The sequence below is a fragment of the Blastococcus sp. SYSU D00868 genome (assembly GCF_054050575.1).
In genome coordinates this window covers 249,920-270,788 of sequence record NZ_JBJGZO010000002.1, presented here as the reverse complement: position 1 = coordinate 270,788, position 20,869 = coordinate 249,920, and the positions used below count along the sequence as shown (strand labels likewise).

Sequence of the window (20,869 nt, the reverse complement as noted above, 5' to 3'; positions counted from 1 at the left end):
GGCCGGGACGGTGGGCAGGCGCCCCCGGGATCCCTACGCTGTGCCGGGTGCGACTCCTGGAGCGGGAGCAGGCCCTCGACGCGCTCGCCGAGCGCGCGCGGGACGCCGCCTCCGGCCGGGGCTCGCTGGTCCTCGTCGCCGGCGAGGCGGGCATCGGCAAGACCGTGCTGCTGCGCCGCTTCGTCGACGGGCTGGGCGAGCGGACCCAGCCGCTGTGGGGCATGTGCGACTCGCTCAGCACGCCCCGGCCGCTCGGCCCGCTGCGGGACGTCGCCGGCGAGCTGGGGCCGCCGGTGCCCGCCCTGCTGGCCGGCGCCGCCAGCCGGTTCGAGGTCTTCGCCGGCGTCCTCGACGCGCTGCGCGGCCGGCCGCGGGTGCTGGTGGTCGAGGACCTGCACTGGGCCGACGAGGCGACCTTCGACCTCGTGCGGTTCCTCGCCCGCCGGATCGGGCAGCTGCCGCTCCTGCTGGTGGTCACCTACCGCGACGGGCTCGGCGTCGCACACCCGCTCAGCGCCGTCCTGGGCGACCTGGTCTCCGCCCCGGACGCGCGCCGCCTGCAGCTGGCCCCGCTGAGCCGCGGCGCGGTCGCCGCGCTCCTGGACGGCCACCGGCTCGACCCGGCCGACGTGCACCGCCGCACGGCGGGCAACCCGTTCTTCGTCAGCCAGATCCTCGCCCAGCCCGACTCGCCGCTGCCCGAGAGCGTCCGCGACGCCGTCCTGGCGCGGGTGGCCGGGCTCGCCCCGTCGGCGCGGCACAGCCTGGAGCTGCTGTCGTGCACCCCCGAGCCGGTCAGCGGGGAGCTGCTCGCCGCGCTGGGCATCAGCCCGACGACGGTCGGTGTGCTGGCCGCCACCGGCCTGCTCGACCGGCGCGGCCGCGGGGTGGCCTTCCGGCACGAGATCGCCCGGTCCGCGGTGCTGGAGGCGACCGCCCCCGGCGGCGAGCCGGCGCTGCACGCGGCCATGATCGCGGCGCTGGAGGCCGGCGGCGGCGACCCGAGCCTGCTCGCCCACCACGCCGCCGCGGCCGGCGACGTGGAGCGGGTCATGCGGTACGCGCCCGCGGCGGCGGCCGAGGCGTCGGCGTCCGGCGCGCACCGCGAGGCCGTCGCCTTCTACGAGACCGCGCTGCGGCACGTCGGCGACGACACCGCCCGGCGGGCCGCGCTGCTGGAGGCGCTGTCCGGGGAGCTGTACTTCACCGACCGGCTCGCCGACGCCATCGCCGCCGGCGAGCGCGCGGTCGAGCTGCGCGGGGCGCTCGCCGACGTCGTCGCCGTCGGCGCCGGGCACTCGGCGATCTCCCGCTTCGCCTGGTTCGCCGCCGACCGGGCCGGCGCCGAGCGGCACAACCGGGCCGCGGTCGAGATCCTGAGCGGGGCCGACGACCGGCGGGCACTCGGCTTCGCGCTGGCCAACACGTCGTTCCTGGCCTCCCAGCGCGGCGACGGCGAGGAGGCCCGGCGGACGGGGGAGCGGGCCGCCGCCATCGCCGCCGACCTCGGCGACGACGTGCTGCGCAGCACCGCCGGGGTCGGGCTGGCGATCACCCGGCTGCTCGGCGGCGACGTCGGCGCCCGGGCCGAGCTGCTCGCGATCAGCGAGGCCGGGCTGCGGCACCGGCTGGACAACCTGGCCACCACGCCCATGACCAACCTGTGCCACCTCGACGTCGAGCAGGGCCGGTTCGCCGACGCCGAGCGGTCGCTGGCGCGGGGCCTGCGGATCAGCGGGGAGCGCGACACCCCGATCTGCACCGCCTGGCAGCTGGGGGTGCGGGCGCGGCTGCGGCTGCGGCAGGGCCGCTGGGACGAGGCCGAGGCCGACGCCCGGGCGGTGCTCACCGGCGGGGACCTGCCGCTGAGCCACCTGTGGCCGCACCTGGTGCTCGGCCTGCTGGGCGTGCGGCGGACCGGCGCGCCCGGCGACCCGCACCTGGACGCGCTGTGGGGGCTGGCGCTGCGGCTGGACACCCCGGGCACCCTGGCCGCGGCGGCGGCCGCGCTGGCCGAGCAGGCGTGGATCACCCGCTGCCCCGACCCGCGGCTGACCCGGCCCCTGCTGGGGGAGCTGGCCGGGCGGTCGTTCGCGGGGCGCGAGGTCGCGCTGGCGCCGCTGCTCCGGTGGGCGCGGCGGCTGGCCGACGACGGCGTCCAGCAGCTCGGCCCGCTGCCGGCGCCGTCCGCCCCGGCCGCGGACCCGGCGGAGGCCGGGGAGCCCTACGAGGCGGCGCTGGCGCGGTGGGACGCCGGCACGCCCGGGGACCTGCTCGCCGCGCTGGCGGTCCTCGACGAGCTCGACGCGGCGGCGGTCGCCGCGCTGGTGCGGGCCCGACTGCGCGACACCGGCGTCAGCGGCGTCCCGCGGGGCCGGTCGCCGGCCACCCGCGCCAACCCGGCGGGTCTCACCGCCCGCCAGCTGGACGTGCTGGGCCTGCTGGCCGACGGGCTGAGCAACGCCGACATCGCCCAGCGGCTGGTCATCTCGCGCAAGACCGCCGACCACCACGTGTCGGCGGTGCTGGCCAAGCTCGACGTCCGCTCCCGCGGCCAGGCCGCCGCGCTGGCGCGGCGGCTGGGCGTCCGGGCCGGGTGACCCGGCCCGGACGCGGCCGCGCCGGTCAGGAGCGGGTGCGGGCGGTCAGGATCAGGTACTCCCAGTCCATGACCGTGGCGCCGTCGGCGCCCCGGTCGTACCGGGCGGCGAGCTCGGTGAGGTCCCGGTCGAGGGCCGCGGTGCGCTCCGGGTCGCCGGCGACGGACCGGTAGGCGGCGACGGTCGGCCCGTACACCGTCTTCCACCACCGGGCCCAGGCGGCGGGGGTGGCGAACCGGTCGCAGGTCAGCGTCTGCCGGCGGGCGGTCACGTCGGTGACCCGGTCGCCGAGCAGGGCGCGGACGTGGTCCTCGTCCCCCCACAGCACGGGCGGCTGGGCGCCGGGCGGCGGCGGGGGCGCGTACGGCTTCATCGTCCGGAACAGGTCGCCGACGAAGCCCTGCGGGGTCCAGGCGATCAGCCCGATGGTCCCGCCGGGCCGGGCGACCCGGACCAGCTCGTCGGCGGCCCGCTGGTGGTGCGGCGCGAACATCACGCCGACGCAGGAGAGCACGACGTCGAAGCTGCCGTCGGCGAAGGGCAGCGCCTCGGCGTCGGCCTCGCGCCACTCCACCTCGACGCCGTGCCGGGCGGCGAACTCGCGGCCGGCGACGAACAGCTCGGGGGTGAGGTCGGAGGCGACCACGGAGGCGCCGGTGAGCGCGGCCGGGACGGCGGCGTTCCCGCTGCCGGCGGCGACGTCGAGTACGCGGTCCCCGGCGCGGACGCCGGCGGCGGCGACCAGCTCGGGGCCGAGCTCGGCGATCACGTCGATCGCCACGGCGGGGTAGTCGCCGAGGGCCCACATGGCCCGGTGCCGGGCCTTGAGCTCGCGGTCGGCGGCCGGGTCGATCGCCGGGGCGGGAGGGGTCTGGGTTGCTGGGGTCGTCATGGCGACGACGCTAGGAACGGGCGGGCGTGCGCCTCGTCGGTGGAGTTCCCCATCTCGGCGGCGGACGTTCCCCATCTCGGGGGCCGGCGGTCCCGGGGTCCGCCCCCGGGACCGCCGGCGGCGTCAGGCCGCCGTCGTGGCGGCGGGGGTGCCGGCCGCGGGCGGGGTGCGGCGGGCGGCGCGCCGGGCCAGCAGCAGCGCGGCGACGAGCAACAGCACGCCGAGGACCGCGGCCACGATCGGCAGGACCGTGCCCAGCAGGTTCAGCAGGCTCGAGTCGCTGCCCACGTCGTCCCCGCGCTGCTCGATCGAGTCGTCGGTGGAGTAGACGTCGATCGTCGCGAAGGGGACGTCGACCACCGTCAGGCTCAGGTCGAGCGAGCCGGTGATCTCCTGCGTGCTGCCGCCGGCGATGGTGGCGCCGAGCTCCTGGTCGGCGTCGACGTACGTCGTGGTGCGCGAGGTCCACGCGATCGGGATCTCGTCGGGCAGCGAGGGCAGCACCGCCGGCAGGGCGTCGAGCAGCGACTGGTCCACCAGGCCGGTCAGGCCCCCGGCGAGGTCCTCCAGCTGGGCCTTGGGCAGCGAGGTCGGCAGGCCGAGCGCGGCGGGGTCGGCGAGCTCGCCGTCGGCGACCGACTCGTACCGGTAGACGTCCCGGCCGCCGAAGGACTCCTCGCCCTCGAACGTCACCGGAGCGGCCTGCTGCGTGTACTGGTCCCAGTACTCGTAGGCGCCCTCGGTGGTGGAGGGGTCGACCGGCAGGGTGAACACGAGCCCCTCGGCGGAGGTGACGTCCTCGGCGCCGTCGGGGGCCGGGCCGGCCTCGGCGGTCCCGCGGTCGACGGCGAACCGGACCTCGGTGACCGAGGGCTCGCCGTCGCCGACGGTGCGCTCGTCGGTGCGCAGCACGATCTCGGTGTCGCCGTCCACGGACTCGGCCTGCACGCGGCGGCTGGCCTCGATCGGGACGTCCTCCAGGAGGACGTCACCGCCCTCGCCGGAGAGCACGCCGGGGTTGATCCCGTTGTAGGTGCCGTCGAAGCGGAGGGTGACGTCGAGGTCCTCGGGGAGCTCGGTGACGTTCGGGACGACGACGAAGCGGACGACGGCGGCGGCGACGATCAGGAGCACGCCGACGACGGCCAGGACGATGGAACTGCGGGTCAGTCTCACTGCGGGGGGACTCCGGGGTCGTTCGGGTGGGTCGTTCGTTCAGGCAACGACTCCAGAGTGTGCGCGGCCGATCTGCGGGTCCGCCGCCCCGGGGTGGTCGTCGACGACGCACCGGTCACGGCCGGTGGCCGACCGTCACGACCGCTCGACGTCCATCCGCTGCACCAGGTCGCCGGTGAAGGCGTAGACGTGGCGCACGTCGTTCCGCTCGAGGACCGTGCCCGCCGGGTCCCGGAACACCTGCCGCACGGTCACCTCGACGGTGCCGTCGGACCGCTGCGCGAACCGCGTCGGCTGGACCCAGGGGCGGATCTCGGCCCACTGCCGCTCCCAGTACCGCCGGACCTCCTCGTGGCCGGCCAGCCGGCCGCCCTCCCAGCCGTTGGGCCAGTCGACGTCGGGCGCCATCGCGGCCAGCACGGCGTCGACGTCACGGGAGTTGAACGCCCGGTAGAGGGAGCGCAGCAGCGGCTCCCGGTCGGTCGCGGACACGGTCGCAGGACCTCCTCGGGGGACGGCGCCGGACCCGGACATCGTGCCGGACGGCGCCCCGGGACGGGGGCCGGGCGGGCGTCGGCGATACTCGTGCGCGACGGGGCCACCACCACGGCCGCGGTCGAGGAGGTTCGGGACGTGCCGAGAGCCCTGTTGCTGGAGAACATCGACCCCGTGGCGGCCGAGCTGCTCGGCGCGGCCGGTTACGAGGTGGAGTCGCGCCGGGGGGCGCTCGACGAGCTCGACCTGATCGACGCCCTGGACGGCGTCGACCTGCTGGGCATCCGCTCCAAGACCCAGGTGACCGCGGCGGTGCTGGAGCGCCGTCCCGAGCTGGTCGCGGTCGGCGCCTTCTGCATCGGGACCAACCAGATCGACCTGCGCGCGGCCGCCGGGGCCGGGGTCGCGGTGTTCAACGCGCCCTACTCGAACACCCGCAGCGTCGTCGAGCTGGCGCTGGCCGAGATCATCGCGCTGGCCCGGCGGCTGGTCGACCGGGACCGCGCGCTGCACGCCGGCACGTGGGACAAGTCGGCCGCCGGCAGCCACGAGGTGCGCGGCCGGACGCTGGGCATCGTCGGCTACGGCAACATCGGCAGCCAGTTGTCGGTGCTCGCCGAGGCGCTGGGCATGCGGGTGCTGTTCTACGACCTCGAGGACAAGCTCGCCCTGGGCAACGCCGAGCGCTGCGACTCCCTCGAGGAGCTGCTGGAGCGCGCGGAGACGGTGACCCTGCACGTCGACGGCCGCGGCGGCAACGCCGGCATGTTCGGCGCCGAGCAGTTCGCCCGGATGCGCCGGCGCAGCCTGTTCCTCAACCTCTCCCGCGGCTTCGTCGTCGACCACGAGGCGCTGCGCGAGCACATCCTCAGCGGGCACATCGCCGGCGCCGCCGTCGACGTCTTCCCCGAGGAGCCGCGTGAGCAGGGCGACGAGTTCGTCTCGGTGCTGCGCGGCCTGCCCAACGTCATCCTCACCCCGCACGTGGGCGGGTCGACGCAGGAGGCGCAGTACGACATCGGCCGGTTCGTGGCGGGCAAGCTCGCCGACTACACCGGCACCGGGACGACGACGCTGAGCGTCAACCTGCCCACGGTGGCCCTGCACGGGTCCTCGGCGTGCCGGTTCGCGCTGCTGCACCGCAACGTGCCCGGCGTGCTGGCCCGCATCGACGCGCTGCTCGGCGAGAACGGGCTCAACGTCGACGGCCAGGTCCTGGCCACGCGGGGCGAGCTGGGGTACGTCGTCACCGACGTCAGCGCGGTGCTGCCGCCGGACCTGGTGGCCGCGCTCGAGTCGTTCCCGGAGAGCATCCGCCTGACCACGTTCGGCTCCCGGGCCCGCTGAGCCCCGCGCCCGCCCGGCGGGCTCAGCGCGGCCGGGCGAACATCGCGGCCAGCGCCGCGTCGGACGCGGCGAGGGCGGCGCGGTCGTACGTGCTGCTGCTCGCGACCAGCTCGGCCGCGCCGGTGCGGTCGAACAGCTCGGCCAGCCGCCGCTCGACCGAGGCCGGGGTGCCGGCGATCGCCGCGGCGGTGGTCTGCTCCAGGTACTGCTGCTGCCGTGGGGTGCGCGCCGCGGCCCGGACGGCGGCGACGGGCTCCAGCGGCGGGAAGGTCCCCGTGGTGCGGGCCCGTGCCATGGCCGCGGCCTCGGGCAGCAGCAGGTCGGCGGCCTCCGCGGCGGTGTCGGCGACCAGGACGTCGAGGCTCACCGCCACCCGCGGCTCCGGCTGCTGCGCCGACGGCCGGAAGGCGCGGCGGTAGCCGGCCAGCGCCGCCCGGCCGGGCTCGGGGTCGCCGGCCACGCCCAGCAGCGGGCCGCCGACCACCACCGGCAGCCCCAGCCCGGCGGCGACCTGCAGGCCGCTGCCCGTGGCCAGCACGTACAGCGGCAGCGGGGCGGCCGGCTGCGGGTGCACGGTGACCTCCGCCGTGCCGGTCAGGTACCGGCGCAGCTCGTCGAGATCGGCGGCGAAGTCCCGCTCGGTCTCCCGCAGCGCCCGGCGCACCGGCGGGGTGAAGCCCGGCGAGCGGCCCAGCCCCAGGTCGACGCGGCCGGGGGCGAACGCCGACAGGGTGGCGAACTGCTCGGCGACCACCAGCGGCTGGTGGTGGGGGAGCATCACGCCGGCCGAGCCCAGCCGGATGGTCCCGGTCCGGCCGGCGACGGCGGCCAGCAGGACCGCCGGCGCGGCTCCGGCGATCCCCGGCACCCCGTGGTGCTCGGCGACCCAGAACCGGCCGAACCCCAGCCGCTCGGCCTGCGCGGCGCGCTCCACCGTGCCGGCCAGCGCGGCGCCGTCGGGCTCGCCCGCCCGGGTGCGCGAGCGGTCCAGCAGGGACAGCCGGGGGCCTGCGTCGGTCACGCCGGGGGCAGCGCGGGCCGGCCGGCCGCTGTTCCCGGGCTTGACCTCGAGTGCGCTGGAGGGACCAGCCTGGCCGGCGGGCGAGGCGGAAAGTCGCTGGCCTCCCGGTGACTTCCGGGCGCACATTCCGTCGTACCTGCGAGAGACCCTCGGCACCCCGACCCCCAGGACCAGGTGAGGACCGGCGATGACCACACAGACCCCGCTCGCGATCGAGGCGAGCGGCCTCCGGAAGTCCTTCGGTGCCAACCGGGCGGTCGACGGGGTCGACCTCGCGGTGCCGGCCGGCACCGTGTACGGCGTCCTGGGCCCGAACGGCGCCGGCAAGACCACCACCATCCGCATGCTCGCGACCCTGATCCCGCCCGACGGCGGTTCCGCTCGGGTGCTCGGGCACGACGTCGTGACCGAGGCCGACGCGGTGCGCGAGCTGGTCAGCCTGACCGGGCAGCTGGCGTCGGTGGACGAGGAGCTGACCGGGCGGGAGAACCTCGTGCTGCTCGGCCGCCTGCTGGGCTACTCCCGCGCCGCCGCGCGGGAGCGCGCCGACGAGCTGCTCGACGCGTTCGACATCAGCGAGGCCGCCGGCCGGCTGGTCAAGCACTACTCGGGCGGCATGCGCCGGCGGCTGGACATCGCGGCGAGCATCGTCGTGACCCCGCGGCTGATGTTCCTCGACGAGCCGACCACCGGCCTGGACCCGCGGTCGCGCAACCAGGTCTGGGAGATCGCCCGGGCCCTGGTCGCCGAGGGGACGACGATCCTGCTCTGCACGCAGTACCTGGAGGAGGCCGACCAGCTCGCCGACGGCATCGCCGTCATCGACCGCGGCCGGGTCATCGCCGAGGGCACCCCCGGGCACCTGAAGGCCTCGGTGGGCAGCGGCGCGCTGCGGGTGCGGCTGCTGGACGCCGCGCGCCGGGGCGAGGCCGCCGACGTCCTCGAGCGCGCGGTGGGGCCGGTCGTGCTGGAGGCCGAGCCGGCGGCGCTGTCGGCCACCGGCGCCGACGCCGAGCGGGCGGCGATCGGCGTGGCCGAGCTGGCCCGGGCCGGCATCCCGCTGGCCCACTTCTCGCTCGAGCAGCCCAGCCTCGACGAGGTCTTCCTCGCCCTCACCGGCCACGCGGCCGACGACGCCGACCCGGTGACCGTGCCCGCCGACACCCTGCAGGAGAACCTGTCATGACCGCGACGACCCGGCCCGTGGGCACCGCCGAGACCGCCGCCGTCCGGCGGGCCATCGCCTCCACCGCCCGGCCGCGCCGGCCCGGCCGGCTCGCGACGGCGCTCACCTTCGGCTGGCGGGGCATGCTCAAGGTCAAGCACGTCCCCGAGCAGCTGCTCGACGTCACCGTGACGCCGGTGATGTTCCTGCTGATGTTCACGTACCTGTTCGGCGGCGCCATCGCGGGCTCCACCAGCGCGTACCTGGACTACACGCTGCCGGGCATCCTGGTCATGTCCGTGCTGTTCACGACCGTCTACTCCGGGGTCTCGCTGAACACGGACATGACCAAGGGCGTGGTCGACCGGTTCCGGTCGCTGCCGATCTGGCGGCCGGCGCCGCTGCTGGGGTCCCTGCTCGGCGACAGCGTCCGCTACGTCGTCGCCGGCACGGTGATCATCGTCCTCGGCGTGGTCCTGGGGTACCGGCCCGACGGCGGGGTGGTCGGGGCGCTGGCCGCGCTGGCCCTCGTCGTCGTCTTCTCGTTCGGGCTGTCCTGGGTGTTCTCCGTGCTCGGCCTGCTGCTGCGCACGCCGAACGCGGTGATGAACGCCGGCTTCATGGGGATCTTCCCGCTGACGTTCCTGTCCAACGTCTTCGTCGACCCGGCCACGCTGCCCGGTCCGCTGGAGGCGTTCGTCGACGTCAACCCGATCTCGGTGCTGGCCACGGCGTCGCGGTCGCTGATGGACGGCGACCCCGACGGGACGGCGATCGTCGTGTCGCTGGCCGTGGCGGCCGCGCTGGCCGCGGTGTTCCTGCCGATCACGACCCGGCTGTACCGGAGCCGCTGACCGGCCCGCCCGGCCGCCGTCCGCCCTCAGCGGCGGGCGGCGGCCGCGGCGATCTCGTGCGCGGACTCCAGGGTGGGCGCGCCGGCGAACGCCTGCTGCACGGCGTGCTCCCGGCGCAGGCCGGCGCGGCGCGCGCGGGCGCGGGAGACCGCGGCGCGGAGGGAGACGGGGCGGAAGCGGGTCATGGCGGTTTCCTTCCGGATCAGCCGGCCAGGACGGCCGGCGCGCTGGGGACGGGGCTGCCGATGGGGCTGGTCACCTCGTAGGTGGCGACCTCGGCGGGGGAGAGGGTGGCGGCCGGCAGCAGGCGGCGGACCAGGCCGATCACCCGCTCGTTGTCCACCTGCACGGTCGCGGTGAAGCGGCGCACACCCCGGCCGGCGGCCAGGGCGGTGACCTCGCGGAGCAGCTGGCGGCCGAGACCCACGCCCTGCCAGCCGTCCTCGACCACGACGGCGAACTCGGCCGAGCCGGGGTCGGCGGGGGAGCGGTCGTAGCGGGCGACCCCCACCACCTCGCCGCCGACGACCGCGACCACGGCGTCCCGCAGGTCGTGGTCGACGTCCACGAGGCGGCGGACGGCGGGCATCGGCAGCCGGTGCACCGGCGAGTGGAAGCGCCGGTAGCGGGTCTCGGCCGACAGCCGCGGCCAGAGCCGGAGGAAGCGCGGCAGGTCGTCGGGCCGCACGGGCCGGGTCTCCACGGGCACGTCCATCGGGACCTCCTGAGTTCGTGGAATGAACTCTGCTCCTCCGACGATGGGTTCGTCAAGTGAACTCAGCAGTCTTATGCTGGGGGCGTGAGTGAGCTGCTGGACCGGTCGCGCTGCTCGGTCGCGGGGACGCTGGCCGTGGTGGGGGAGAAGTGGAGCCTGCTGGTGCTCCGCGAGGCGTTCCTCGGCGTCCGCCGCTTCGCCGACCTGCAGCGGATCCTGGGCGCGCCCCGGGCGGTGCTGACCGACCGGCTGGCCCGGCTGGTCGACGAGGGCATCCTGCGCCGGGTGCCCTACCAGGACGAGGGCGAGCGCCAGCGCCACGAGTACCGGCTGACCCGCAAGGGCGTGGACCTGTACCCGACGCTCGTGGCGCTCATGGAGTGGGGCGACCGCTACCTCGCCGAGGACGGCGACGCGCCGATGGAGCTGCGGCACCGCGACTGCGGGGCCCCGGTGCACCTGGCGCTGACGTGCGAGGAGGGGCACGTCCTGGACAGCGCCCGCGAGGTGCGCCCGGTGGGGCGGGGCTGACCCCCTCGGAGCTGCCCGCACCGGGCGTGCGTGACACGCTCGACACATGACACGCGTCGGCCTGGTGCTCGGCGGCGGCGGGGTCGTCGGGCAGGCCTACCACGCGGGGGTGCTGGCGGCCCTCGAGCACGACCTCGGCTTCGACGCGCGGGACGCCGAGGTCGTCGTCGGCACCTCCGCCGGGTCGATCACCGGCACGCTGCTGCGGCTCGGCGTCTCGGCCGAGGACCTCGCCGCCTGGACGGTCAAGGCCCCGCTGTCCGACGAGGCCGACGTGATGCGTTCGCTCGCCGAGACGCCCGTCCCGGAGCTGGCGCCCTTCCGGCCGCTCAGCGTGCTGCGCCGCCCGCTGCGGCTGCCCGGCCCGCACATGGTGCGGCGGGCGTTCGCGCGCCCGTGGCGGTTCCGGCCGCTGGCCGCCGGCATGGCGCTGATCGCCCCGGGGCGGCACGACATCGTCGAGCAGCTGGCCGCGCTGCGCGAGGTGGAGACGCCGGAGTGGCCCGATCCCGCGCTGTGGATCTGTGCGGTGCGCCGCCGCGACGGCGGCCGCGTGGTGTTCGGCCGCCCCGGGTCGCCGCCGGCGCCGCTGCACCTGGCCGTCGCGGCCTCCTGCGCGGTGCCCGGCTACTTCGCCCCGGTGGAGATCGACGGGATGGGCTACGTCGACGGCGGTGTGCACTCGCCGACCAACGCGGCGGTGCTCCGCGGCTCGGGCCTGGACCTGGTCGTCGTCGTCTCGCCGATGAGCGGCTCGGCCGGGTGGCGCCCCGACCTCTACGCGGCCGCCCGCCGGCACGCGACGCGGCTGCTGGCCCGCGAGGTCCGGGCGCTAGAGGCCGAGGGCATCGAGACCGTCGTCTTCGCGCCGGGCGCCGAGGAGCAGCGGGTCATGGGCGACGACATGATGGCGCGCGCCCGGCTGACCGAGGTCATCTCCGAGTCGTTCCTCGCCACCGGCCGCCGGGCGGCCGAGCCCCGCGTGCGGGCCGCGATCCTGCGCGCGGCCGGCGGGAGCTGAGCGGGCCGTCTCACCCGCGCGGGTCGTGTCCGGCGCCCCGGCCGCCCGGGCGGGTTACCGTGGCAGGCCTGGACCGCCACCGGTCCGCCGCCGGTCCGCGCGGCCGGACCGTGCTCAGCGAGGAGGCACCGTGGAGTACCTGCGTCAGTTGCAGTACGAGCGGCCGGTGCTCTTCTGGGTGCTGGTGGCCGTCGGGGTGTTCGTGGGCTTCCAGCTGCTCCTGTTCGTGGTGCAGCTGATCCTGCCGGTCGGGCTCCCGTCCTGGCTGCCGATCGCCCTCGTCCTGGGCGGCCTCGTGCTCGTCGCCCGGCGCCAGCAGCGACCCTAGGCGGGCCGCCGGTCGCCGTCCGCGCCGCCGCCCCGGGCGTCGTCCGCGCCCGGGAGGACCGAGCCCTCGAGCGCGGTCCCCACCCAGCGCAGCGACCCGCCGGCGCCGGGCGGGTCCCACGGGTCCCGGCGGAGGTACGCCTCCCAGAGGTCGACCTGGGTCCGCCAGGCCGACGCGGCGCCGCGCCGGGCGCGCCCCGCCCACGCGGTGACCAGGGCTCGCGGCAGCAGCGCCGCGGCGAGGAGTGCGGCGAGCGGCACCACGACGTCCATGCGGCCACGATCGGCCGTCCCGGCGGTCGGCGACAGTGCCGTCCCTGCCGCGTTCCGCACGGATCCTGACGGCTCGCCCGGCCCGGGTCAGGCGCGGCGGGTGGACGACCGCACGACGACCCGCCACGGGGCCGGCTCCGCGGTGCCGCCGGGCAGCCCCAGCGCGATCCGCGCGCAGCGGGCGCCCTGCTCGCGCAGCGACTGGGCCAGGGTGGTCAGCCCCGCGGGGGCGGCCGCGTCGCTGTCGTCCCACCCGGTGACGGCGACGTCGCCGGGCACGGCGAGGCCGGCGGCGGCCACCGCCCGCAGCGCGCCGAGGGCGAGCTCGTCGCTCATCGCGGCGACGGCGTCCGGCGGGTCGTCGGAGGCGAGCAGCTCGGCGGTGAGGGCCTCGCCCTGCGCCGCGTCGTTGACCGGGCAGACGGCCAGCCGCAGGGCGCCGGCCGGGCCGCCGCCGTCCGTCCAGGCCGCGCGCAGCCCCTCCCAGCGCCGGCGGGTCACGGGGAAGCGCACCGGGCCGACGGCGTCGCCGGCCAGCAGCAGGCGGCGCCGGTCCCGGTCGAGCGGGAAGCCCAGCACGACCGGCCGCCGCGCGCCGGCGAAGGCCGGCCGCCCGATGGCGGCCGCCGCGGCCCGGTCGTCGATCCCGACGACCGGCAGGCCGCGCCGGCCCGGCCCGGCGGAGACCGCGGCGGGCAGGCCGGTGTCGGCCACCGCGTCGAGCACGGGGTCGTCGTCGCTGGTGGTCCAGACGACGAAGCCGTCCACCGCGGCCCGGGCCACCCGCTCGGCGTCGGAGGCGGCGCCGGTGATCGGCACCAGGGTCAGCCCGACGCCCTCGGCGGCGCAGACGTCGGCCAGGCCGGCGAGGAACCGGGCGGCCTGCGGGTCGTCGAACGCGTAGCTCAGGCGCTCGCCGAGGACCACCCCGAGCGTGCCGGTGCGCCCGCGGCGCAGCGACCGGGCGGCCGGGTGCGGCCCGGGATAGCCCAGCTCGCGGGCGGCGGCCCGGACCCGCGCGGCGGTCTCCGCCGACACCCGGTCGGGCCGCGAGTAGGCGTAGGACACCGTCATCGTCGACACCCCGGCGGCGCGCGCGACCTCGCGCATCGTCGGGCGCGCGGCGGGGCGGCCGCTCGGCTGGTCGGTCGGGGAGCCCACCCGTACAGTTTAGGTGTGTATCGATACACAGGACGCCGGACCGACCCGTCGGGGGGAGCCGTCCACGACGAGGAGCCGGTGCCCTCCCCGCCCGGCGCGGCCCCCTTCGAGCGGGACGCGCCGACGGTGCTCTCCTACGCGGCGCTGGTGTGCTTCACGTTCTGGCTCTACGGCTTCGGGCCGGCGCTGGCCCTGCTGCGCGCGGAGCTGGGCTTCTCGTACACGGTGCTCGGCGCGTACTCGGTGCTGTGGGCCGGCGGCGCGGCGCTGGCCGGCGCGGGCTTCGCGGCCGCGGCCCGCCGCCTGACGCGGGCGCGGTTGCTGTGGGGCTCGGCGCTGGGCACCGTCGCCGGCGCGGCCCTGTTCACCCTCGGCACCGGGGTGCCGGCCACCCTGCTGGGCGCCGGGCTGCTCGGGCTGGCCGGCACGACGCTGCTGGCGGTGACACAGGCGGTCCTGTCCGACCGGCACGGCCCCCGGCGGGAGCGGGCGCTGACCGAGGCCAACGTCGGCGCCGCGGCGTGCGCGGTGCTGGCGCCGCTGGTGCTCGGCGCGCTCGCCACCGGCCCGGCCGGCTGGCGGGCGGCGTTCGCGGTGCCGGCGCTCGGCCTGGCCCTCCTCTTCCTGAGGTACCGGCGGGAGCCGCTGCCCGCGCCGGCCCGCCCACGGGCGAGTGCGTCGGCCGGCCGGCTCCCGCTGGTCTGCTGGGTGTTCGCCGCGCTCACCGGGCTGAGCACGGCCGTGGAGTTCTGCCTGGTCTACTTCGGCACCGAGGTGCTGGTGGGAACCGGGCTGTCCACGGCGGCCGCGGCGACGGCGCTCAGCGGCAACTACCTGGGCATCCTGGCCGGGCGGCTCGCCGGCGCCGCGCTCACCCGCCGGCCGGGGCGGACCGTCCCGCTGCTGCACGCCTCGCTGGCGGTCACCGCCGGCGGCTTCGCGCTGTTCTGGCTGACCGGCAGTTCCGTCCTCGCCGTCGCCGGGCTGTTCGTCTGCGGGGTGGGGATCGCCAACCTGTACCCGCTGGCCCTGGCGCTGACGATGGGCGCCGCCGGCGGGCAGGAGGACCGGGCCAACGCCCGCACCCAGCTGCTCGGCGGGCTGGTCACCGCCGCCGCGCCCCTCCTGCTCGGCCGGCTGGCCGACGAGCACGGGCTCGGGACGGCGTTCGTGCTCGAGCCCGTGCTGCTCGGCGTCTGCCTCGTGCTGCTGCTGGGCGGCCTGCGGCTGCTCGGGCCGGGACCTGCTGGTCGAGCCGGTCGACGACCCGGTCGACGAGCCGTTCGCCGCGCAGCCCCGCCGCCGCCGGCTCGCAGCGCGGGTCCACCCCCGTGGCCGCGGTGACGGGCAGCAGCGTTCCCGGGCCGGTGAGCGCCGCGGCCGTCCGCGCGGACCGGCCGGGAGCGCTCAGGCCGGGCCGGTCCCCGGGGCCGGCGCGTCGCGGGGCACCGCGGCGAAGAGGTCGACGAGTGCGTCCCACCTCGTGCGCCGGCCGGGCGGGAACCGCTGCAGCGAGCGAGCCGCGCGGCGGCCGCCCGGCCGGTACCGGCGGCGCGCCCAGGGCGAGGACGGCCGCGCCAGGCGCACGCACGCGACGGCGGCGAGGAGCGGCACGAAGACCCCGACGACGCCGAGCACCACCCGGCCCTTGAGGATCGCGACGAGGGCGAGGCACAGGTTTCCCAGGATGGTGAGGGCGACGACGGCCTCGCCCCGCGCCCGATCGGCGTCGAACGGGTCGAAGCCGATCAGCAGCAGCACACCGACCACGCCCGCGATCAGCACGGCGTCCACCGAGCTGCGGCCCTCCCGCGACCAGTACACGTCCGCCAGGTGCAGCCACAGCGCGAACTCGTCGAGCGTGAGCGCCGCCCCGACGCCGAAGAGCACCGCGAGCACGCCACCCCACGGCCCGTCCGGGCGGTAGGCGAACTCGGCCGTCCCGGCGCCCAGCAGCAGGAAGATCCCGTAGACCTCGTGGTGCAGGTGCACCCCGCCGACGCTCGCGTCCCGGAACGGGCCGCGGCCGCTGCGGATGGCGTGCGTGACGAACCGGGTGACGAGGAAGGTCGTCAGGAAGGCCGCGACCATCCAGGCGACGAGCTCTCGGCGGCCGCTGAGCACCGGGACCAGCTCCGGCCCCCAGTCCACGGCGGACGTCACGACCCGGATGCCGGGCCGGGCCCCGCCGGGCTGCCCGCCGACGGTGCGGGCGCGGGCGCCGGCGGACGGCGGTCCAGCGCCACGGCGAGGGCCGGCAGCACCAGCACGGTGACGACACCGGCGCCGACCAGGGCGGCCGCGTCCTCGGTGCTCATGGTCCCGCTGCGCACCGCGACCTCGGTCAGCGCGACCAGGACCGGTAGCGCGGTGGCGCTCACCAGCGCCGTCTGGCAGCGCTGCCGCCAGGCGAGCACCCGGCGGTACACCAGCAGCACCGGGCCGCCGCGCACCGCGACCATGAGGACGAGGAACAGCACCAGCAGCAGCGGCGCCGCGGCGATCGCGTCCAGGTCCAGGCCCATGCCCGAGTAGACGAAGAACAGCGGCACGAAGAACCCGTAGCCGACGGCGTCGAGCTTGGACTCCAGCAGCGGTGCCGCCGCCCCGACCCAGTGCCGCAGCACGATGCCGGCGAGGAAGGCGCCGAGGACCGCGTCGAGGTGGAACCGCTCGGTGACCGCCAGCAGGGTGAGCAGCAGCAGGATCGTGGCCCGCAGCGTGATCTGCGCGGTCTCGTTCTGGCCCGCCCGGACGACGTCGGCGAGCCGGCCGTCCTCCCGGACCGCGTGCCGCAGCAGCGCCAGGACGACCGCGAGCACGCCCACCGCGGCGAGCGAGACCAGCGCGGCGAACCGGCCCTGGCTGCCCAGGAACACGGCGATGACCAGCACCGGCAGCAGCTCCCCGACCCCGCCGGCGGCGAGCAGGTACCGGCCCAGCCGGCCGCCGAGCAGCCCCGCCTCCCGCAGGACGGGCAGCAGCGTCCCCAGCGCGGTGGTGGTCAGGCCCAGCGCGATGGGCAGCACCGACTCCACCGTCCCCGCCGCCCGCAGCACCCCGGCGACGCCGACGGCCAGGCACAGGGAGACCGCCCACGACAGCAGCGCCCGCCGCCCGGCGTCCTCGCGGAACAGGCGCAGGTCGAACTCGTAGCCGGCCAGCAGGAAGACGAACCCGAGGCCGACGTCGGCCAGCACCCGGATGTCCGCGGTGGCCCCCACGCCGAGGACGTCGGGGCCGATGAGGACGCCGCCGGCCAGCAGGAGGACGACCTGCGGGACCGGGAGCCGGGGGAGGAGCCCGCTCAGCACCGCGGCGACCAGCGCGACGGCGGCCGCGGCGGCGAGGGTGTCGATCGAGACGACGTCGTCCAACGCACCTCCTCTCGGTGCCGCGGCCCGGGCCGTCGGGGCCGCTGGTCGGGGAGGCGGCCCATCCAACCGGGCCGGGGCCTCGCGCGTCGACCGTCCGGAGGGGTGCCCGGCGCGGGCGGTGGGTGGCAGCATCCCGCCATGACCGGCTCCGAGACCGCCGTCGTCCCGCCCCGCCGCCGTCCCCTCCCACCGTTCCGTCGCGCACCGGTCGAGCCGCCCGGCGGCCGCCCGGCCCGGGTGGTGGTGGTCGGCGGGGGCTTCGCGGGGTTCTCCGCGCTGCGGTACCTGCAGCGCGCCCTCCCGCCCGGCGCCGCCGACCTGGTGCTGGTCAACCCCGACGACTACCTGCTCTACAGCCCGCTGCTGCCCGAGGTGGCCACCGGGGTGGTCGAGGCGCGGCACATCGCGGTGTCGCTGCGCCGCAAGCTGCGCCGGGTGCGGCTGCTGCTGGGGCGGGTGCGCGACGTCGACCTGGCGGCCCGGACGGTCACCGTGCAGCGCGGCGAGGTGGCCCACCAGCTGCCCTGGGACCACCTGGTGCTGACCCCGGGGTCGATCACCCGCCAGTTCGAGATCCCCGGGGTGCCGCAGCACGCCCGCGGCCTCAAGACGCTGGTCGAGGCCGTCTACCTGCGCGACCACCTGCTCGAGCAGCTGGACCTGGCCGACGCCCAGCCCGACACCCCGGCCGGCCGGGCGGCGCGGGCGGAGATGCTGACCGTGGTCGCCGTGGGCGCCGGCTACACCGGGACCGAGTTCGTCGCCCAGGCCCAGCGGTGGCTGACCCGCATCGAGCGCCGGTGGGACCGCACCCGCGCCCGCGACGTGCGCTGGGTGCTGGTGGACGTCGCGCCGGCGGTGCTGCCGGAGCTGGGCCCGCAGCTGGGTGCGCACGCGCTCGGCGTGCTGCGCGAGCGCGGCGTGGAGGTGCGGCTGGAGACCAGCGTCGCCTCGGCCGACGACGTCCGCGTCGTGCTGACCGACGGGACGACGATCCGCACCCGCACCCTGCTGTGGGGCGCCGGCGTCGTGGCCAGCCCGCTGGTCGGGAGCCTGGGGCTGCCCACCCGCCGGGGCCGGCTGGAGGTCGCGCCCGACCTGTCGGTGCCCGGCGTCCCGGGGCTGTGGGCGGCCGGGGACGCCGCCGCCGTGCCCGACCTGGCGGTCGCCCCGGGCGCCGACGGTGTCCTGCCGGACACGGCGCCGACCGCCCAGCACGCGCAGCGCCAGGGCACCGTCGTCGGCCGCAACGTCGCCGCCGCGCTCGGGTACGGCCGGCCGCGGGACTACCGGCACCGTGACCTCGGGCTGGTCGCCGACCTCGGCGGGACCGACGCCGTCGCCCGGCCGCTGGGCGTGCGGCTGACCGGGCCGGTGGCCAAGGTGGTCACCCGCGGCTACCACCTGCTGGTGCTGCCGGCGACGTCCAACCGGTTCCGCGTGGCCGCGGACTGGGCGTTCCAGACGCTGCTCCCGCCGGAGGAGACGCAGCTGTCCGTGGTCCGCGAGGAGGACGCCCGGCTGGCGACCGCGCAGGCCACCGCGATCTACGGCTCCACGGCCTGAACGCCCGCCCGCCTCAGACGACCCCGGAGAGGTGGATCGAGCCCAGCGCGGCGTGCCCGTTGCGCGCCTTGGTGGACAGGTAGCCGGCGTTGGCCTCCGACAGGTGGACCCCGGTGGGGACGCGCGCGGCCACGGTCACGCCCAGCCGCTCGAGCTGGGCCGCCTTGTCCGGGTTGTTGCTGAGCAGCGCGAGCGTGGGCACGCCGAGCGCGCGCAGCATCTGCGCGGCCACCGTGTAGTCGCGCTCGTCGGGGGCGTGGCCGAGGGCGAGGTTGGCCTCGTAGGTGTCCAGGCCGGTGTCCTGCAGCGCGTAGGCGTCGAGCTTGTCGTACAGCCCGATGCCGCGGCCCTCCTGGCGCAGGTAGAGCACGTACCCGCCGGCCTCGGTGATCCGCTCGACCGCCTCGCGCAGCTGCGGGCCGCAGTCGCAGCGCTGGCTGCCGAAGACGTCCCCGGTGAGGCACTCGCTGTGCGGGCGGACCAGCGGGACCGCCCCGGGCTGGCCGCAGGCGAGCGCCAGGTGCTCCCGCCCGTCGACGAGGCCCGTGAAGCTGGTGACCAGCGCGGTGGTGGCGTAGCCGTCGGGGAAGCGCAGCGGCACGCGGACCTGGGTGCGGACCGCCGCCTCGGGCAGGGCGGGCACCATCACGCCCCACCGGCGGCGTGCTCGGCGCAGAACCGCTCGGACAGGGCGTAGCGCAGCAGGACGACGTCGCCGATCTCCCGCACCCCCGCCAGCCGCGCGCGGTGGCCGGCGTTCCAGGGGAAGCAGCCGTCGCCGACCAGCCGGGGTGCCCGCGAGTCGCCCACGAACAGCGGCGCCACGACCAGGTGCAGCTCGTCGACCAGGTCGGCGGTGAGGAACTGGGTGAGCACCGTCCCGCCGCCCTCGACCATCACCCGGTCGACCCCGCGGGCCGACAGGTGCTCCAGCACCGCGGCCACGTCGACGTCCGGCGCCGGGCCGGTGTCGACGACGGTGGCGACCCCGCCCAGCCGCGCCCGGACGGCGTCGGCGACGGCGCCGGGGCAGTAGACGAGCTTGTCGCAGTCGCCGAGGGTGAAGAAGGCGGCGGTCGGCGGCAGGTCCCCGCGCCGGGTGAGCGTGACCTTGGCCGGCGAGGGGGGCAGTCCGCGGGCGACCCGCTCCGCCCGGCGGTCGGCCGAGCGGACCAGCAGCCGCGGGTCGTCGGCCCGGACGGTGCCGGCGCCGACGAGGATCGCGTCGCAGCGGGCGCGCTCGGCGTCCACCCGGTCGAAGTCGGCGGCGTTGGACAGGTGCAGCCGGGCGGCGTCCGCACTGTCCAGGTAGCCGTCGATCGACATGCCGCAGCTGAGCAGGGTGTAGGGCCGATCAGCCATGCGCCGCACCGTCCTCTCCGGTTCCGCTGTGCACCAGGGGTGCCGGCGCCGGTACCGGCGCCGGCGGGGGGACCGGTGGGGCGGGCCGGCGGCCGGCGAGCAGGACGACGACGCCGGGCAGGACCGCCACCAGGGTCAGCACCCCGAACGCGGCGGCGACGGCCGCACCGGCGGCGGCGCCCCCCGCCGTCCCGGCGAACACCCACGCCGCCGCGCCCTCCCGGGGACCCCAGCCGGCCACGTTGAACGGGATCGCCGCGGCGAGCAGGACGACCAGTGCCAGCGGCAGCAGCCGCTGCGGGGCGGCGTCCACGCCGGCGGCCCGGGCGGCCAGCCAGAACATGGCCAGGTGCCCGGCGACCACGAGCAGCGACGCGAGCAGCACCGGCCCCACGGCGGCCGGGCGCAGCAGCACCTCCCGGCCCTCGGCGACCGCGGCGCGCAGGGCACGCACCAGCCGGGCCGGCCCGTGCCGCGTCACGCCCCGGCCGGTCAGCGCGAGCAGGGCCGCGGCGCCGGCGGCGGCGGCGACCACCCCGGGCACCGCGCCGCGCACCGGCGAGGGGAGCAGGAGCAGCACCGCGACCGCGACGGCCACCTGCACCAGCTGGCCGGCCGCCCGCTCCCAGACGACCGCGCGCAGGCCGCGGCCGAGGTCGCCGGCGTCCAGGCCGGAGCGCAGGCCGCGGTGGACGTCGCCGACCACCCCGCCGGGCAGCGTGCTGTTGAGGAACTGCGAGCGGTAGTAGGCGGCGGTCGCGCCGGGCAGCGGCAGGACGACGCCGAGCCCGGCGGCGACCACCCGCCAGCGCCAGGCCGAGCAGACGGTGACCGCGGCGCCGATGGCCAGCGCGGCCAGCAGCGTGCCGGGGCCGAGCCCGCGGACGCCGTCGAGGAAGGCGTCCGGGCCGACCCGCCACACCACGACGGCGAGGACGAGGACACCCCCGAGGAGGCGTGCCGCTGCCCACGCGCGTCGTCTCACG

General features: G+C 77.3%; 22 protein-coding genes. 9 read left to right on the top strand and 13 right to left on the bottom strand.

Going from position 1 to position 20,869, the window contains the following annotated elements; genetic code table 11:
- The first annotated feature begins 47 nt into the window (after window positions 1–47).
- Entirely contained in the window at window positions 48–2,600 is a 2,553-nt protein-coding gene (locus ACI79F_RS03040) for an ATP-binding protein (RefSeq protein WP_456543361.1), read from the top strand.
- Between the two features lie 25 nt (window positions 2,601–2,625).
- Here ACI79F_RS03040 and ACI79F_RS03035 read toward each other — a convergent pair whose 3' ends face one another.
- The 3 genes from ACI79F_RS03035 to ACI79F_RS03025 form a co-directional block, all read right to left on the bottom strand.
- On the bottom strand, window positions 2,626–3,492 hold the full coding sequence (locus tag ACI79F_RS03035) for a class I SAM-dependent methyltransferase (RefSeq protein ID WP_456543362.1): 867 nt from the start codon (window positions 3,490–3,492) through the stop codon (window positions 2,626–2,628).
- 123 nt (window positions 3,493–3,615) lie between these two features.
- Window positions 3,616–4,668: a porin PorA family protein gene (locus ACI79F_RS03030; RefSeq protein ID WP_456543363.1), complete on the bottom strand. Its 1,053-nt coding sequence runs from the start codon at window positions 4,666–4,668 to the stop codon at window positions 3,616–3,618.
- Between the two features lie 135 nt (window positions 4,669–4,803).
- A complete protein-coding gene (locus ACI79F_RS03025; RefSeq protein ID WP_456543364.1) occupies window positions 4,804–5,160 on the bottom strand; it encodes a nuclear transport factor 2 family protein in 357 nt (118 codons plus the stop codon).
- Window positions 5,161–5,301: 141 nt separating this feature from the next.
- Here ACI79F_RS03025 and serA point away from each other — a divergent pair, with 141 nt between their 5' ends.
- Complete coding sequence (gene serA, locus ACI79F_RS03020; RefSeq protein ID WP_456543365.1) at window positions 5,302–6,510, top strand: phosphoglycerate dehydrogenase; 1,209 nt, start codon at window positions 5,302–5,304, stop codon at window positions 6,508–6,510.
- Window positions 6,511–6,532: 22 nt separating this feature from the next.
- Here the strand turns inward: serA and ACI79F_RS03015 are convergent, their stop codons facing one another.
- Window positions 6,533–7,531, bottom strand: a complete 999-nt coding sequence (locus ACI79F_RS03015; protein WP_456543366.1) for an MsnO8 family LLM class oxidoreductase — start codon at window positions 7,529–7,531, stop codon at window positions 6,533–6,535.
- Between the two features lie 187 nt (window positions 7,532–7,718).
- Here ACI79F_RS03015 and ACI79F_RS03010 point away from each other — a divergent pair, with 187 nt between their 5' ends.
- Together ACI79F_RS03010 and ACI79F_RS03005 are read left to right on the top strand one after the other, a co-directional pair.
- A complete protein-coding gene (locus tag ACI79F_RS03010; protein WP_456543367.1) occupies window positions 7,719–8,717 on the top strand; it encodes an ATP-binding cassette domain-containing protein in 999 nt (332 codons plus the stop codon).
- Window positions 8,714–9,550 carry an ABC transporter permease gene (locus ACI79F_RS03005; protein ID WP_456543368.1) on the top strand — a complete coding sequence of 279 codons (837 nt, stop codon included), beginning with the start codon at window positions 8,714–8,716 and terminating at the stop codon, window positions 9,548–9,550. The genes ACI79F_RS03010 and ACI79F_RS03005 overlap by 4 nt, the downstream gene beginning before the upstream one ends.
- Window positions 9,551–9,576: 26 nt before the next feature.
- Here ACI79F_RS03005 and ACI79F_RS03000 read toward each other — a convergent pair whose 3' ends face one another.
- Together ACI79F_RS03000 and ACI79F_RS02995 are read right to left on the bottom strand one after the other, a co-directional pair.
- On the bottom strand, window positions 9,577–9,735 hold the full coding sequence (locus tag ACI79F_RS03000) for a hypothetical protein (protein ID WP_456543369.1): 159 nt from the start codon (window positions 9,733–9,735) through the stop codon (window positions 9,577–9,579).
- Window positions 9,736–9,752: 17 nt separating this feature from the next.
- Entirely contained in the window at window positions 9,753–10,265 is a 513-nt protein-coding gene (locus tag ACI79F_RS02995) for an N-acetyltransferase family protein (RefSeq protein ID WP_456543370.1), read from the bottom strand.
- Between the two features lie 84 nt (window positions 10,266–10,349).
- Here ACI79F_RS02995 and ACI79F_RS02990 point away from each other — a divergent pair, with 84 nt between their 5' ends.
- The 3 genes from ACI79F_RS02990 (at window position 10,350) to ACI79F_RS02980 (ending at window position 12,145) form a co-directional block, all read left to right on the top strand.
- Window positions 10,350–10,796, top strand: a complete 447-nt coding sequence (locus tag ACI79F_RS02990; protein WP_456543371.1) for a winged helix-turn-helix transcriptional regulator — start codon at window positions 10,350–10,352, stop codon at window positions 10,794–10,796.
- A gap of 46 nt (window positions 10,797–10,842) precedes the next feature.
- A complete protein-coding gene (locus ACI79F_RS02985) occupies window positions 10,843–11,817 on the top strand; it encodes a patatin-like phospholipase family protein (RefSeq protein ID WP_456543372.1) in 975 nt (324 codons plus the stop codon).
- Window positions 11,818–11,947: 130 nt separating this feature from the next.
- Complete coding sequence (locus ACI79F_RS02980; protein ID WP_456543373.1) at window positions 11,948–12,145, top strand: hypothetical protein; 198 nt, start codon at window positions 11,948–11,950, stop codon at window positions 12,143–12,145.
- Here the strand turns inward: ACI79F_RS02980 and ACI79F_RS02975 are convergent.
- Both ACI79F_RS02975 and ACI79F_RS02970 read right to left on the bottom strand, forming a co-directional pair.
- Window positions 12,142–12,417: a hypothetical protein gene (locus ACI79F_RS02975; RefSeq protein WP_456543374.1), complete on the bottom strand. Its 276-nt coding sequence runs from the start codon at window positions 12,415–12,417 to the stop codon at window positions 12,142–12,144. The genes ACI79F_RS02980 and ACI79F_RS02975 overlap by 4 nt on opposite strands.
- Before the next feature lie 87 nt (window positions 12,418–12,504).
- A complete protein-coding gene (locus tag ACI79F_RS02970) occupies window positions 12,505–13,578 on the bottom strand; it encodes a LacI family DNA-binding transcriptional regulator (protein WP_456543375.1) in 1,074 nt (357 codons plus the stop codon).
- 78 nt (window positions 13,579–13,656) lie between these two features.
- Between ACI79F_RS02970 and ACI79F_RS02965 the strand changes: the two genes are divergently transcribed.
- Complete coding sequence (locus ACI79F_RS02965) at window positions 13,657–14,922, top strand: MFS transporter (protein WP_456543376.1); 1,266 nt, start codon at window positions 13,657–13,659, stop codon at window positions 14,920–14,922.
- Between the two features lie 63 nt (window positions 14,923–14,985).
- Here ACI79F_RS02965 and ACI79F_RS02960 read toward each other — a convergent pair whose 3' ends face one another.
- Together ACI79F_RS02960 and ACI79F_RS02955 are read right to left on the bottom strand one after the other, a co-directional pair.
- Window positions 14,986–15,741, bottom strand: coding sequence for a hypothetical protein (locus tag ACI79F_RS02960; protein ID WP_456543377.1), 756 nt, complete (start codon window positions 15,739–15,741; stop codon window positions 14,986–14,988).
- Window positions 15,738–16,955 (bottom strand): cation:proton antiporter, encoded by a 1,218-nt coding sequence (locus ACI79F_RS02955; protein WP_456543378.1) that lies wholly within the window; start codon window positions 16,953–16,955, stop codon window positions 15,738–15,740. Before ACI79F_RS02955 ends, ACI79F_RS02960 begins: the two co-directional genes overlap by 4 nt.
- Before the next feature lie 138 nt (window positions 16,956–17,093).
- Here ACI79F_RS02955 and ACI79F_RS02950 point away from each other — a divergent pair, with 138 nt between their 5' ends.
- Window positions 17,094–18,521, top strand: coding sequence for an NAD(P)/FAD-dependent oxidoreductase (locus ACI79F_RS02950; RefSeq protein ID WP_456543379.1), 1,428 nt, complete (start codon window positions 17,094–17,096; stop codon window positions 18,519–18,521).
- Window positions 18,522–18,534: 13 nt separating this feature from the next.
- On the opposite strand, the gene ACI79F_RS02945 is transcribed toward ACI79F_RS02950, so the two are convergent.
- The 3 genes from ACI79F_RS02945 to ACI79F_RS02935 are packed head-to-tail and all read right to left on the bottom strand — an operon-like array spanning window position 18,535 to window position 20,868.
- Window positions 18,535–19,167, bottom strand: a complete 633-nt coding sequence (locus ACI79F_RS02945) for a GTP cyclohydrolase II (RefSeq protein WP_456543615.1) — start codon at window positions 19,165–19,167, stop codon at window positions 18,535–18,537.
- Window positions 19,167–19,883: a RibD family protein gene (locus ACI79F_RS02940; RefSeq protein WP_456543380.1), complete on the bottom strand. Its 717-nt coding sequence runs from the start codon at window positions 19,881–19,883 to the stop codon at window positions 19,167–19,169. The genes ACI79F_RS02945 and ACI79F_RS02940 overlap by 1 nt, the downstream gene beginning before the upstream one ends.
- A complete protein-coding gene (locus ACI79F_RS02935; protein ID WP_456543381.1) occupies window positions 19,876–20,868 on the bottom strand; it encodes a lysylphosphatidylglycerol synthase domain-containing protein in 993 nt (330 codons plus the stop codon). The genes ACI79F_RS02940 and ACI79F_RS02935 overlap by 8 nt, the downstream gene beginning before the upstream one ends.
- Window position 20,869: the final 1 nt, after the last annotated feature.